At 71.0% G+C, this 14,245-nt stretch carries 10 protein-coding genes; 4 read left to right on the forward strand and 6 right to left on the reverse strand.

Annotation, left to right across the window (positions count from 1 at the left end; translation table 11 throughout):
- Positions 1–450: 450 nt before the first annotated feature.
- From WME89_RS45250 to WME89_RS45260, 3 genes are all read right to left on the reverse strand, one after another.
- On the reverse strand, positions 451–2,613 hold the full coding sequence (locus tag WME89_RS45250) for an FAD-dependent oxidoreductase (RefSeq protein WP_438005756.1): 2,163 nt from the start codon (positions 2,611–2,613) through the stop codon (positions 451–453).
- A 24-nt stretch (positions 2,614–2,637) separates the two neighbouring features.
- Entirely contained in the window at positions 2,638–3,777 is a 1,140-nt protein-coding gene (locus WME89_RS45255; protein WP_438005757.1) for a UbiA family prenyltransferase, read from the reverse strand.
- Positions 3,778–3,838: 61 nt separating this feature from the next.
- Entirely contained in the window at positions 3,839–4,543 is a 705-nt protein-coding gene (locus WME89_RS45260) for an iron-containing redox enzyme family protein (protein WP_438005758.1), read from the reverse strand.
- Between the two features lie 989 nt (positions 4,544–5,532).
- Here WME89_RS45260 and WME89_RS45265 point away from each other — a divergent pair.
- A complete protein-coding gene (locus WME89_RS45265) occupies positions 5,533–6,096 on the forward strand; it encodes a malonic semialdehyde reductase (protein ID WP_438012055.1) in 564 nt (187 codons plus the stop codon).
- A 98-nt stretch (positions 6,097–6,194) separates the two neighbouring features.
- Here WME89_RS45265 and WME89_RS45270 read toward each other — a convergent pair whose 3' ends face one another.
- Positions 6,195–7,190, reverse strand: coding sequence for a metal-dependent hydrolase (locus WME89_RS45270; RefSeq protein WP_438005759.1), 996 nt, complete (start codon positions 7,188–7,190; stop codon positions 6,195–6,197).
- 651 nt (positions 7,191–7,841) lie between these two features.
- Here WME89_RS45270 and WME89_RS45275 point away from each other — a divergent pair.
- Entirely contained in the window at positions 7,842–8,489 is a 648-nt protein-coding gene (locus tag WME89_RS45275; RefSeq protein ID WP_438005760.1) for a hypothetical protein, read from the forward strand.
- 279 nt (positions 8,490–8,768) lie between these two features.
- Here the strand turns inward: WME89_RS45275 and WME89_RS45280 are convergent, their stop codons facing one another.
- Positions 8,769–11,570 (reverse strand): DEAD/DEAH box helicase, encoded by a 2,802-nt coding sequence (locus tag WME89_RS45280; RefSeq protein ID WP_438005761.1) that lies wholly within the window; start codon positions 11,568–11,570, stop codon positions 8,769–8,771.
- Between the two features lie 378 nt (positions 11,571–11,948).
- On the opposite strand from WME89_RS45280, the gene WME89_RS45285 reads away from it, so the two are divergent.
- Entirely contained in the window at positions 11,949–12,077 is a 129-nt protein-coding gene (locus WME89_RS45285) for a hypothetical protein (protein ID WP_438005762.1), read from the forward strand.
- 370 nt (positions 12,078–12,447) lie between these two features.
- Positions 12,448–13,095, forward strand: a complete 648-nt coding sequence (locus WME89_RS45290; RefSeq protein ID WP_438005763.1) for a hypothetical protein — start codon at positions 12,448–12,450, stop codon at positions 13,093–13,095.
- 336 nt (positions 13,096–13,431) lie between these two features.
- On the opposite strand, the gene WME89_RS45295 is transcribed toward WME89_RS45290, so the two are convergent.
- Positions 13,432–14,094 carry a hypothetical protein gene (locus WME89_RS45295; RefSeq protein WP_438005764.1) on the reverse strand — a complete coding sequence of 221 codons (663 nt, stop codon included), beginning with the start codon at positions 14,092–14,094 and terminating at the stop codon, positions 13,432–13,434.
- Positions 14,095–14,245 lie beyond the last annotated feature (151 nt).

The raw sequence follows: 14,245 nt of genomic DNA on the forward strand, positions 1-14,245 counted from the left end.
CGACGCCCCCGCGCTTCTACCTGGAGGAGATGACCCGCCCGCGCTCCAGTTGCTCGACCCCGGAGGCCTCCGCCGGCGGCGCCGTGCTGGCCGTGTCAAGCGACAGTAACTTTGGCTCTCCCGCACTCTCGCTGAAGGAGGGGGGCGAGGTCTTCCGGAACGACTGCCGTCGAGCACGCTGGGGGATGGATCGTTGTGCAGTCGTCGACGCCGGCGGCCCCGGTCTCGAGGACCGCGTCCTGAGCCTCACGCGTGGATACACCCGGGGCTGTAGGCCCCCACAGGCGCCGTCCTATGCGGCGAGGAGCAAGCGTTGGCGAAGGAGCCCCACGCTGGCCCAACGAGCTCACTCGGCTGTGTAATATTGTCTACACCACGCTGGCCGGGGGCGCCTCGCTCTCGGGTCGTCGAACGCGGCGTCGCGCGCGCCCCCGCGCGTGACGTGCGGCGTTACGCTGGGTTCGCCAGCGCGAGGGTGGCCCAGGCGGAGGTGACGGCCCCCTTGTCTCGGCAGTGAAAGAACATCTTCTCGGCGGGCCCCGTCTCGAACCAGTAATAGAGCATGGGCTCGCCCTCCCAGCCGTCGGGCTTTTTGCGCGCGCGAAGCCACGATTTTGCCTTCCGGAGGGCGGCCGTGCCCGCTTCGCCCAGGGCTTCGAGCGCGAGCACCGCCGCCGAGGTCTCGAGCACCGTCTCGCCCCAGCTGCCGTCGTGGCCCTGGGTCGCGAGAATGAAGGCGGTCGCCCGCGATAGCTGGGGGCGGTACCTCTCGCCGTGAATGCCCAAGAGCTTGGCGGCGTGCAGCGTCGTCACGAACTTCGAAGAGAACCAGATGCTGCTCCAGTAGCCTTCCGGCTCTTGCAGCCCCGCGACGTACTGCGTGCAGGCGCCGACTTCTTGCGGGTAGCGCTCTGGCGCGACGCGGTGCAAGAGGTGGCCGGCGTGGGCCGACACGTACACGGAGGGCCCGAGCCAGTAGTCGGCGAGCCCCTGCGCGCACCCTTTGATCTCGGCCCGGCGCTCCGACAGGCTGTGAAACGCGCCTTGCGGCCGAGAGTAAAAGAGCTCGACCAGGCGGTCTAGCTTCGGCTGAAGTACGTCGCGGCCCACGCCCGCCGCGACCAGGCCCTCCAGGACGAGCAGGCTGTCGTCGGCCGTCACGCCGAAGCCAACCTGATACTCCCACAGCGATTCGCGCGCGCTTTGCAGCAGATATTCGGTGAGCGGCCGGCTCGGGTTCGCCTGCAGCAGTAGCCCGTAGTAAGAAATGTTGCACTCGCTCTTGGTCTGAACGAACGCGGGCCGCTCGCCCGCCAGTCGGTAGATGGTCGTCTCGATCAAGGTCTGCGAGCGAAACGCCTCGACCTCGGCCGGCACGTCGAGGTACGCCCGCGCGCTCTCGGCCGCCCTCTTGCCAGACTGCAAGGCCTGGGTCGTGCCGAAGGGAAGAACGTTGTCTGGCTCGACGAAGACGTAGTCGCCGGCCAAGAAGATGCGCTCGCAGGCGCGGGCCTCCCAGTCGGTCCAGTTGGCGTAACTCGCGCGCGAGATGCGAGGGCCTACCGTGGGCCAGCGGTGCACGTCCGCGAAGCGGAGCGTCTTCTCGGAGAGCGCGCCGACCTTCAGCGCGCGGGCGTGCTCGAGCGTCCGGCGGACGATCTCTTCGTGCGGCAGGCAGCTCAGCGCCTCGGACGCTTCGCCCACATAGTACACGAAGAGGGTATCGGGCTTGCCGTCTCGCCCCCGGTGCTTGATGACGGTGTTGAACGGCAGGTCGGGGGTGACGATGTAGCTGAAGTCGGCGAGGTCGGCGCCGTCGAGGCCGAGCACCACCACGGTGCCTTCGCCGTACCGGAGCGAATCGAGGAAGACCCGGCACCGATCGTTGGTGAGGGTGGTGACGAGCCGCCTCGCCACCGGCGCCGGCGCCGTGCACACCACGGCGCGGGCGGCGAGGGTGTGGGTCTCTTCGCCGCGCCGGAAGACCACCTCGACCGAGCCGCCCTTCTCGGTCAGCGAGAGCACCTCGACGCCGGTCTCGAGCCGGCCCTCGAGCGGCCGCGCCAGCCCCTCGACGAGCGAGCCGTTCGCCGTCTCGTAGTGCCGCGTGGGAAACTTGATGAAGGCGTCGTGCTGCCGCTGCGGCAGGTACTCTCTCATGTCGCCCGGGTGAATGAGGCGAAAGAAGCTGTTGAGGTGCCGGTACGCGCCCGGCAAGAGGGTGCTCGCGTCCTTCTCGGGGTCGGTTTCGAACGCGTCGAGCGTGTCGAGCTCGTGCGGCGCCAGGTCGAGCTGACGCAGGCACTCTCTCACCGAGGTGCCGTAGTGAACTTTGCCCTGGGCGAAGAGCCCGATGCGCTCGCTCTCGGGGTGCAGCGCGGGCGTCCGCAGGGCGATCGGCGCCGCCGCGGGGTCGTAGGCGAACACCGCGCCCAGGTCGTAGAAGCTCTCGCCCGCCGACTTCGTGTAGACGCGGCCCCCCGGGCGCGGCTCTTTCTCGAGGACGATGATGTTCCGGTCGCGCAGCGCGTGCGCGGCCGCCAGGCCCGCCAGGCCGGCCCCGATGATGGCCACGTCATAGGGGCTCGTGTTCTCGTGTTCGAAGAGTGTCACGTCATTCTCCCGCAAGGTTTTCGCCTACGAGGCGGCGTCGAGCACAACGAGGCTGACGACGGTCAGCAGCCGGCTCCCGAAGAAGGTCACGTCGGGTACCGCCAAGCGCAGCACGCGGTCTCGGTGTTGATCGAGCGGCGCCGCGAGCAGCGCGACGACGCTACCCCGCCAGAGAACGGCGGGCGCGAAGCAGACGAGCAAGAGCCTGCGCTGCTCGGGGCCGGCGAGGGCGCCGGCGAGCGAGAGCCCCGCCGCGGCGGCGAGCCAGAGCAAGGCCGCGGCGAGGCTGCTGCCCCTGCGCCCGAGCAGCGCGGCGAGCGTCTTGAGGCCCGCCCTCCGCTCTTCGGCGGCGTCGACGGCGCTCTCGGAGAGGAACACCGCGTACTCGGACAGCGAGACGAAGAAGAAGGCCGGGCCCCACGCGGCCAGCGCGCGCGCGTCGCCCGAGGTGTGCAGGCCGAGGCCCGCGCCCCAGAGGGCGAAGTAGCTGACCAGGCAGGTCAGAAGGTGCCCCCACCAGTACGCCTTCAAGCGCCTGGCGGCCGCGGCGCCGGGCGACAGGTAATTGTAGGAGTAAAGCACCGTCAGCGCGAGAAACGCGCCGAGCCCGAGGCCGGCCAAGGCGCGCCCCCGGGCCAGCAGCCAGCCGATGCCGGCCGCGCTCGCCAGGAGCTCGGCCGCCAGGGCGCGGACGGTGAAGGTGCGGCTCACCGACAGCCAGCGGTAGAGCTCGGGCTTGGAGCTCGCGTCGAGCTCGGCGTCGGTGAGGACGTTGACGTGGGTCATGAACGCGGAGCTCGCGAGCAACGTGAGCAGCGCGACGGCGGCGGCGCCGGCGTCGACGGGCGCGGGCGAGACCAGCATGCCGCCGAAGAGGAGAAGGGTGAGCGGCAGGTTTTTCTTCCAACGCGCCGCGCGCCACAGCCCGAGAAAGGCAGGGGACGGGCGCGCGGCGCTCGTGGGGCGCGAAACGGTAATGGAAGGCGGCGAATGGAGCGAGGACATCGGCATGGTGGTCCTGCCAGGCGCGCGGCGTCGGGCTGGGCTTTGCGCAACGGTCGTTTGGAACGCCGACGAGGTCGAGGTCGTCGCGCCCGAACGGTCGAAGCCGGTTTTGCTCGTAAGGCCGTCAGGATCCGGTCCAAGATAGCTTTTCAGTTTCATACTCAATTGCTCGCGCAGGTGCGCGGCCCATCGCGCTTCGCCGGCCCCGCCGGCCGAGGCCTCAGGCGAACGAGAAGCGGTTCAGCGCGTCGAAGTACCGCCACATGGCGCGCATCATCTCTTCGGCCGCGCCCCAGAATTGGCGCAGCCGCTCGGGGTCTCGAGGCAGGTGGCGGGGCACCTCGTAGATGCCCTGGACGTGCTCGAGCTCGACGACGTCGTGGCACTGCGACCAGCGCATGGCCCCCTCCGAGAGCCCGAGCCGCCCCATCACCTGGCTGATATGAACGGTGATGTCCGAAGCGATGATCTCGGTGCCGACGTAGGCGCCGAGGCTCTTGTCGACGTCGTCCGAGCCGAGGCACTGCTTCAGCTCTTGAATCAGCCGCTTCTGCGGCTCGCGCATGAACTCCATCGCCGCGCCGTCGGCCCAAGCCTCGAGCCCCTCGACCATGTCGCGGTACAGGTTGGGGTGGCCGTCGTCGGTGAACTTGCCCCGGCCGAGCTCGTCGTGCACCTGGCTCACGAGAATGCTGACCACGGGCTTGTTGGTGTCCCACAGCCGGTGCGCCAGCAGAGTGAGGTAGCGGCCCACCACCTCGCTGAACTCGAAGCCGAGCTGCAACATCGTGCGCAAGAACCGAGGGTCTTTGGCGTCGGCGCGCTGAAAGAACGGGTGATGGCGCATCATCAGATGCCCGAGCCGCTGCTCAACCTCACTGACCACGGCGCCCGGCCGCGGCTCGATGTTCGTCGCAAGTTCCATGGTTCACTCCGTGACGTTCGAAGCGCGTCGCCGAGGCCGCCCGGGGCGCCCTCGCGCGGCCCACGACGCGCACCACGGCCGCCGAGCGCGACGGCCGTGCCGCCCCACGAGGCGCTCTCGGCGACCTCGTGCGACGAGCTTGCCTGCCGCGGCCCCGGCGGTCGATTGGCTATTTTCGCACGGCCCTGTGCACCGGCGCACAGGGTGGCGCCGGCCGACGGCGGGGCCGGGTCGTGCCTCGCCAGTGCCCTGAGGGAGAAGGCCAGAATCTCCCAGGATAGGGCTTCTGCATGCCTGGCCCCGCGCCACGGAAGAATATCAAATCCGGCATGCCACGCGTGGAGTTCGAAGCCGTCGCGCAACAGTGATGATGCCAATCGTTCTAGGCTGTCGACGCGTTCCCCACGCGAGAACGCCATCAAGACCTCCAGGCATCGAGCGTAGGCTCGTGCGTCCGGCCGTTGTTCCCCGCCATCTGCGGCCCGGTCCGGCGGCATGTCACCGAGCAGGACCGAATAGTCCGTGCTCACGGCCCAGCACAGGACAGATGGAAATGTGTCGATTCGGCAACCGATCCGGGTGGCACAGGCGGCGCCGCGTCGAGGGTGCGGCTCGCCGCCGGCGACGCCACGAGCATCGGCGGCAGCTGGGCCAAGAGCGGCCCCTTGAGCGGCGTCGCCAACCGGAAGCCGACGCCCACGAACGCGGTGCGAGCACGTCGCCATCGTCGCGCAGCGTGGCCAGCGACAGCCAGGGACACTTCGACGCTCTCGTCAATTCCGCTCGCGTCCCTGGTGAATCACGCAGCTCGATGGGCTTGGAGGAGGAGTGAAGGAGCACGTCGCCGGCGGTCAACGTCGCCGGGCGCGCTCCCTCGGTGGAGACCGTCGCGCTACCTCGAATGACGCCGAGCAGGAGGACGTCGATGTCCGCGTGCCGTCGGGCGAAGAGCGCGAAGGGGGTCGTCAGCTCGAAGGCGCCCTGCACCTCTGTCGCTGTTCCTTCAAGCCCGTACGCACAACGGCTGGCTGGACCGGCCCGTGCCCGACGCGGTGTTGCACGAGCTCTTCGATCTTCTGCGCATGGGCCCGACCAGCGCCGACTCCAGCCCGGCGCGCTTCGTGTTCGTGAAGAGCGCCGCCGCGAAAGAGCGGCTGAGGCCGGCGATCTACCCGGGCAACGTCGAGAAGACGATGAGCGCGCCGGTGACCGTCCTCCTCGCCTATGATCTGACGTTCCACGAGCGGTTGCCCAAGCGCTTCCCGATGGGTGACAAGAGAGCCCAGTTCGCGGCGATGCCGGCCGACGTTCGCGCCGGGCATGCCCTGGCGAACGCCGCGCTCGAGGCCGGGTACCTCATCCTGGCGGCGCGCGCGCTCGGCCTCGATTGCGGCCCGATCGGCGGCTTCGACGCCGCCAAGGTCGAGGAGGCCTTCTTCGGCGACCTGCCGTGGAAGGTGCTCTTCCTCGTCAACCTCGGATACGGCGATCCGGCGAAGCTCTACCCCCGCAACCCGCGCCTCACGTTCTCGGAGGTCGCGCGCATCGAATGACGCCAATCGCGACAGCGTGGCGAGGTGGTGCTGGACCTCGCGACGGAGCCCGACGAGATCGAGCAAGCCCGCCGCCATGCAATGGCGGATGCGTGAAGCTACTCGCGCCAGCGGTCGAGGAGCTCGCGGGCGGAGCCGCCGCGCTCGAGGCGGGCGCGCGTCACCGCGCCGTCGGGGGCGATGTCGACGATGAACTCGAGCGTCGGGTCGCCGCGCAGGTGGTAGCGGAGGTCGGCGACGCGCACGGTGGTCCCGCCGTCGCCGGCGGGGGCGTGGCGGACCACGGGGAAGCGAGCCCAGGCGAGCGCCTCACGCACGGTGGGGACGGCCGCGACGCGGGCGGGGACAGGGCCGCTGGGCGCGCGCGCGACCCGGCGCTCCTCGGTCGGCGCGCCGCCGAGCAAGCTGACCGTGCCGGCGGCGTAAGCGTCCTCGTGCGTCGCGATGAAGCGCCATGTCGTCACGCCGAGCATCGCGGGGAAGACGGCGACGCGTTGCGCTTCGGGGTGGGCGGCGGCGACGCGGGCGACGAGGACCTGCTGCGTCGCGATCCGACCGCCGACGTACGCGGCGGTGACGGCGGCCCCGGCGAGGATCGCGCCCCGCCAGCGCGCCGGCCGGCGCCACGCGACGAGCGCGCCGAGGGCGAGCGGCAGCGTGACCAGCGGGTCGAGCACGCCGGTCCAGTCGAGCGTCAGGCGCGCGTCCGAGAACGGGAGGAGCAGGCGTGTTCCCCACCCGGTCCAGAGATCCGGCAAGAGGTGCGCGAGGGCGACCGAGAGGACGCTGAACGCGTAGACCGGGCCGAACCGAGCCCTCCGCCGCAGGACGAGCCAGGCGATCCCGGCGGCCACCGCCGCCACCACCGGCGCGAAGAGGAGCGCGTGCGAGGGCCCGCGGTGCGCGCGCAGCGTGCGCAGCACCGCGTCCCCCGCCGGCCAGAAGTAGTCGAGATCCGGCAGCTCGGCGGCGATCACGCACGAGAGCAGCACGGCGCGGTCGGTCGCTGACGCGCGCCCCTCGCCGGGCCTCACGTCGGGGCGACGCGCTGCGCCGACCGCCAGGCCGAGGAGCCCGTGCGTGAGCGTGTCCATGAGGGTCGTCAGCTACCTCATGGCCCTGAGCGAGCGCAAGGCCGTGACCCGCTCCAGCCCGCCGGAGGGCAGGCGCCGACCCGAGGCGCGCAACGGCGGCCGAGGACTGCGCTTCAAGCCTCCGAGAGCTTGCGCGCGAACCGCCCCCGGCTGCTCGTGCCGATCGAGGCGAACCGCCCAGCGTCGCCGACGGGCCGGCGCTCGACGCGCTGGGTGCCGGTGCAGGTCGAGGGCGGCGCTGGGCACGTCCCTCGAGACATGGAGGTTTCCGCCGCCACCCCAGGGGCGGCGCCACCAGGGGGACGCGCCGCGACGTCCCGTGGTCCGGCGCCGGCCGGCGCCTCGATGCGATGTGTGCGGGCGCGCCACGCGCGCCGGAGCAGCCACAAATCATAATGGTTTCAACGAGATGGCGCGGAACCAGCGCCTGGGAGCGCGCCTCGAGCGCCTCGCCGGATGGGCTCCTTCTCTTCGACTCCTCACTCACCGACTCGCTGGCACATCGGTTGCTCAATAGGCTGGCGTCCGGCGCGCAACCGAAGCCGCCGGACGAAAAAGCAACGCATTCGCGGCGCGCAGCCAGCAGGCCCGATCCGAGCACTTCGGTCAGGCAGCCACGCTGCGCCCAGCGGCAAGAATCAGGAGATCCTCATGAATACCTATCGCATCGTCAACGGGCTCGGTTTCGTTTGCTTCAGCGTCGCTGCCCTCGCCTTCGCGGGCTGCGCCGTCGACGCCGGCGACGACGACTCGCTCCTCGACGACGTGGTGGAAGAGGACGTGGACCAGGCTGAGCAGGCTCTGGGCGCCGAGTGCGCCAACGCCGCTGCCACGGCCACGTTCGTCGGCGGCATCAACTACAGCTCACCTCAGTCCTACAACACCACAAGCTGCTACAAGGGCGTCGTCCTCGACGTCTCCAGCTACTCCTCGCTCTACGCACAGAACCCCAGCGGCTCCGTCTTCCCGGGCAGCACCACCGTCGAATGGGCCGACAGCCTCCCCGCCTTCGCCGACCCTGACCACGTCGCCAAGTGCGAGAGCACCTACGTCGCAGCGGACCTGTTCGAGAAGGTAGGCTCAAGCTGGGTCTACAGGACCAGCAAGGACTCCCTCGGCAGCTGGACTCCCTTCTTCGACGGCGGCTTCTGCGCAGGTCCCGGCGTCTCCTTCTCCTCCGAGATGCAGGCCGGCAAGACCTATCGCATCTCCGCCACCGCACGCGCACAGAAGAGCAGCTCCGCTCTCACCCGCAAGCTCCACGTCGAGTCCCGCGAGCCCGTCAAGGCCCCGCGCTGAACGCTCGGCGCGGGGCCATCGAGCCCCGCGAGCAGCGTGCACCTACCGGATCATTCGGGAGCAGGCCGCGGCCAGGCCTGCCCCGCGGCTGGCACCTGGAGCACCGATCAGCTCGAAACGCCCGGGAATGAAGAGATTTGAACCACAGAGGCACAGAGGACACAGAGGACACAGAGGACACAGAGGAACAATAAAAGAACTCTGTGCCTCTGTGCCTCTGTGCCTCTGTGCCTCTGTGGTTCATTATCTCGGGGTCTCAACCTGTTCGGGGTCCTAGGGTCAGCCGGGCGCCGCGCCCCCGAGCTGGCCGATCCAGCGCGCTGCCTCGTCGACCGCCGACCTCGCGAGCGCGGCGTCGAGCGGCACGCCCGCGCGCGCCAGCGAGCCAAGGTCGTGCAGCCGCGCGAGCACGGCGTGCGCCTCGACGGGCAGCCCGCCGGCCGGCACGAGGTCGCGGTACACGACCGTCACGAGGGCAGCGTGCGACTCGGGCGTCGGCCCCTCCAGCATGCCCGCGATGGTCCCGGCGAGCGCTTCATACGCGGCACGCGCGGCGTCCGCGGCGAAGCCGGCCTCCAGCACCACCCGCGCGAGCCGCAGCCTCTCCTCGGCCGCCCTCCGCGCTGCCGTCGCCCGCGGGCCCTCCGTCCGCGGGCGCGCGCCCCCACCGCCGTTGCCTCTCGGCTCCGCGGCCATCTCGCCGGCCGTCCCCGGCGCCGCCTCGCCCGCCGAGGTCCGCGCCGCCTCGCCCGCCGAGGTCCGCGCCGCCTCGGCCTCCCCCGGCGCCGCCTCGTCGTGCGCCGGGGCGGACTCCACCGGCGCGCCGTCCACGGTCTCGGCCTCCGTCGCGCGGGCGAGCAGCGCCGCCGGGGCGGCCTCCACCGTGACGGCCTCCATCACGGCGTCGTTCACAGGAGCGGCTTCCACCACGGCCGCCTCCGCCACGGCCTCGCCCGCCGGGGTGGCCTCCGTCACCGCGTCGTTCGCCGGGGCAGCCTCGCTCGCCAGCCACCCGGAAAGCAGCGCTGGCCCGCCGGCCCCAACGGCGCCTCCGCCCTCCGCGGGCAGGGCGGCCTCCTGCTCCGCCGCCGCATCCCCTCCCTCGCCTCCCTCGCCCGCGCTCCCCCCCGCCGCCGCGAGGACCTGCCGCATCTCCCGCAGCGCCACGGTGAAGCTCGGCGCGGCGAGCTCTTCCACCTCGCAATCGGCGCGGAGCGACGCCATCAGCACCTTGCGCTTCTCGGTCAGGATGCCCTCGATGCCTCGCTCGATGCCCTCCTCGGCGCAGAGGTACGTCACGCTGACGCCGCGCGCCTGACCCATGCGGTGCGCGCGCCCCGTGCGCTGATCGAGGCGCGCCGGGTTCCACGGCAGGTCGAGGTGCACGACATAGCTCGCCGCCTGGAGGTTCAGCCCCACGCCGCCCGCGTCCGTGCTCAGGAGCACCTGCACCGCCGCTTCCTCGCGGAACCGGTCGAGCAGCGCCGGGCGCCGCTCCGTGGGCACGTCGCCGTGCAGCACCACGTACCCGACGCCGATCCGGTCGAGCCGCTCCGCCGCCAGCGCCAGCATCCCCACCCACTCGGAGAACACGATGGCCTTGTTCCGGGGCTGCGCCGTGATCTCCGCGATGACCGCCTCGAGCTCGTCCAGCTTCGACGAGGCCCTCTTGCCGCGCTTCGGATCGCACAGCTCGAGCGCGTTGCACGCCTGGCGCGCCTTGAGGAGCAGCATCATCAGCCGATCCTGCTCCTCCTTGCGCAGCGCGCGGCGCTCCGAGATCGCGAGCAGCCGTGCCGCCTGCGCGCGGTAGTCCGCGTCGAGCTCGCGCTGCTCCCGGGAGAGCGGCGTGTACCGCGTCTGCTCGAGGAGCGGCGGCAGGTCGAGCAGCACCGCGGCCCGCTCGCGCCGGAGCACCGCGGGCGCGATGCGGCGCCGCAGCTCGCCGAGGTTCTTGTAACCGTAGACGCGGCCCCGCTCGTCCTGGCGCTGGAAGTCGAGGTTGAACCGCCAGAGCGGCCCGAGGAGCGCGGGATCGACGAGCTGGAGCAGCGCGTACAGGTCGTCGAGGCGGTTCTCGACGGGCGTCCCCGTGAGGATGAACAGGAACCGCGACGGGAGCGCGCGGAGGGTCGCCGCCGTCTTCGTGCGGAAGTTCTTCGCGCGCTGCGCCTCGTCGAGCACCAGCACGTCCGGCTCGAGCGCCTGGAGCCGCGAGAGCTCGCGCCAGGTGATCTCGTAGCTCAGCACCGTGTACGCCGCGCCCAGGGCGAGCGCCCCCGTGCGCTTCGCCGGAGACCCGCCGAGCACCGCGGCGCGCTCGCCGGTCCACCGCGCGATCTCCTGCGCCCACTGGTGCTTGAGCGACGCCGCCGTGACGATGAGCAGCCGCCGCGCCTCGCCGCGGCGGCGGAGCAGCTCGCACGCCGCGATGGCCTGGACCGTCTTGCCGAGGCCCATGTCGTCGGCGAGCATCGCCCGCCCGTCGCGGAAGAGGTGCAGCGCGCCCTCGCGCTGGTAGGGGAAGAGCGGCAGCCCGAGGTCATCCAGAGCCTCCTGCCCGCGGCCCGCCCGCGCTTCGAGCGCGCGCCGGCGGCGATTGCGCCAGATCGCCTCTGCGAGCCGCTGCGCCGCCCGCAATGCCGCGTGGACCACCCGCGGCCCGAGCGCCTGCTCCCCGGCGCCCCTCGCCGACAGGGCCTTCAGCAGGCCGCCCGCTTGCACGAGCCGCGCGCGCTGCTCGCGGAGCGCCTCGGGCCACACCCCGACCGCGAGCAGGCGCAGGCCGCCCTGCGCCTGGACGGTGAGGGTCGGCCGCGCCGGCGCGTCGAGCCGGGCGAACGCGCGGCACCATGCCGGGTGCTCCGCGACCGCCCGGCGCACCGCCTCGAGGTGCTTGCATGTGCCGAGCTGATTGCCCAGGAAATCAGGGCAGGTGCAGGTGTCGTGGCGCGCGCTGCCGTCCACGAGGTCGACGACGTACCGGCCGCCGCTCTTGCTCGCCACCTCGTAGTCGCCGTCGACTCGACCGCTGAGCGGCGTGACGCCGAACGGCTCGGCGTGCGCCCGATAGACACGCACGTCACGCTCGTACCGGCAGACAGCGTCGGGGTCCTCGTAATCATCACATTGCGGGGTATTCCAGCGGATCGGCTCGAGCGAGACAGGGCGCACGGCGCAGCTTTGCCGCAGCCGCCTCGAAGTCGCAACAGGCCCTGCGGCAGAAGCGTGCATTCCTTTTTGTGGCGCAGCTTTGCCGCAGCTGCCTTGAAGTCGCGACAGGCCCTGCGGGAGAAGTGTACGTTCCTTTTTGAGACGGCGATTTCTCGACATTCGAACGCGAGAGCGCACCTGTCGCGCGCGAGAGCGCGATATGCCGGCGAAGCAGCCCGCTCGGGTGACGCGGTGAGCGTGCGAGCCGGGCAGGACGCGAGCGCAACCGGTCACGTCGAGGTCGGCGTGGACACACACGAGGGCGGAGCGCAGGACGTCCTCGGGATCGGGAGGGCGAGCTCGGCGCACGTCGAGGCGGGAGCGCGCCGGGGGGAGACGGCCTCCGGGGTCATGGCGGCTGCCGCCTCCACGTAGAGGGCGGCGCCTCCAGAGGATGCGCCGCGGCGGCCCGCGGTCCGGGGCGGGCCGGTGCCTGCGTGCGGCCCGTGGGGGAGGCGCGACGCGCCGCCGGCTCGGCCAAAAACATGTGTTTTTATAAATACTTAGCCACATCGCCACCACGCGAGCGCGCCCCTCGCTCGCCTCGCCGGACAGGGCCCTCTCCCGCGAACGCTCCGCGCCGACTCGCTGGCACATCGGTTGCTCAATAGGCTGGCGTCCGGCGCGCAACCGAAGCCGCCGGACGAAAAAGCAACGCATTCGCGGCGCGCAGCGAGCAGGCCCGATCCGAGCACTTCGGTCAGGCAGCCACGCTGCGCCCAGCGGCAAGAATCAGGAGATCCTCATGAATACCTATCGCATCGTCAACGGGCTCGCTTTCGTTTGCTTCAGCGTCGCTGCCCTCGCCTTCGCGGGCTGCGCCGTCGACGCAGGCGACGACGACTCGCTCCTCGACGACGTGGTGGAAGAGGACGTGGACCAGGCTGAGCAGGCCCTCGGCGCCGAGTGCGCCAACGCCGCTGCCACGGCCACGTTCGTCGGCGGCATCAACTACACCTCGCCTCAGTCCTACAACACCACCAGCTGCTACAAGGGCGTCGTCCTCGACGTCTCCAACTACTCCTCGCTCTACGCTCAGAACCCCAGCGGCTCCGTCTTCCCGGGCAGCACCACCGTCGAATGGGGCGACAGCCTCCCCGCCCTCGCAGACCCCGACCACGTCGCGAAATGCGAGAGCACCTATGTCGCAGCGGACCTGTTCGAGAAGGTAGGCTCGAGCTGGGTCCACAAGACCAGCAAGGACTCCCTCGGCATCTGGACTCCCTTCTTCGACGGCGGCTTCTGCGCCGGTCCCGCCGTCTCCTTCTCCTCCGAGATGCAGGCCGGAAAGACCTACCGCATCTCCGCCACCGCTCGCGCCCAGAAGAGCAGCTCCGCTCTCACCCGCAAGCTCCACGTCGAGTCCCGCGAGCCCGTCAAGGCTCCGCGCTGAACGCTCGGCACCGAGCCATCGAGCTCTCCGGCCGCCCAGCCAAGGTAGCTGGCTCCTCGTCATCCAAGCTCGCCCCTGGTCGCACGTGACCTCTTGCCGAGTTGCCGGATCCGAGGACGTTCACCTCCAGCTCCGCGCCCCTGCCGGGCGCGCCATTCTGGACTGATCGTTCCAGAACGATCGGTCCAGAATGGCCGCGAGAGCGAGGACCGCCGGGGCTCCAGCATGGGGCCAGCCCGTGCCGGGCGACCGACAGCGGCTCCTCGGGCCGGGCAGCGCCTGTGCGCATCCGCCGCCAGGCAGCTGCGCACAGGCGCTGAGCGTCGGCGGCGGGCGCTACTGGATCGAGAGGGTGACGGTATCGTCCGTCACGTAGGCCACGTCGAGGGTGCCGGAGAAGAGCTCCTCGTAGACGAAGTTGCGGAGGACGAACAGATAGCTTCCCTCCGCGATCTCCGCCACGGCGGTCGAGAAGCTATGCTCCACGCTGTCGAGATCGATGTCGCCCTCGAACTCGCCCGACGAGATCCAGTAAGGCGTCCCCTCGACGATCACGGGCACCAGGGCGCAATCGTCGTTCGTGACCTCACCGTTGAGGAATCCGGTCTCCCCCACCCCCCAGGCTCCGTCCACGAACGTGGCGCACTCCGCCGTGAAGCTCTCGTCGTAGGCGATCGCGAGATCCGACACCTCGAGGTCGCCTCCCTCGGCATTGCCGCCCGCGCCGCCGCCCCCCTCGGCATTGCCGCCCGCGCCGCCGCCCCCCTCGGCATTGCCGCCCGCGCCGCCGCCCCCCTCGGCATTGCCGCTCGCGCCGCCGCCCCCCTCGGCATTGCCGCCCGCGCCGCCGCCTCCCTCGGCATTGTCCCCCCCTTCGCCGCCGGCGCCCGTGCCCGCGCCGCCGCCTCCCTCGGCATTGCCGCCCGCGCCGCCGCCCCCCTCGGCATTGCCGCCCGCGCCGCCGCTGCCGGAGCCGGGATCATCGTCCCCGCAGGCCACCAGCAAGCATCCAAGCAAGACAATCGATGTCCATTTCATTCGCACCTCGGCTCTCTGTGACGCATTGAAGCGTAACATGAGCTACATGCACGATGAAAGAATCGACCCCTACGGTCGCGGCTGCGCCCGCCGCAGCCGCGCGTGACCGCGC

It is taken from the genome of Sorangium sp. So ce321, from assembly GCF_051530195.1.
Taxonomy (GTDB): domain Bacteria; phylum Myxococcota_A; class Polyangia; order Polyangiales; family Polyangiaceae; genus Sorangium.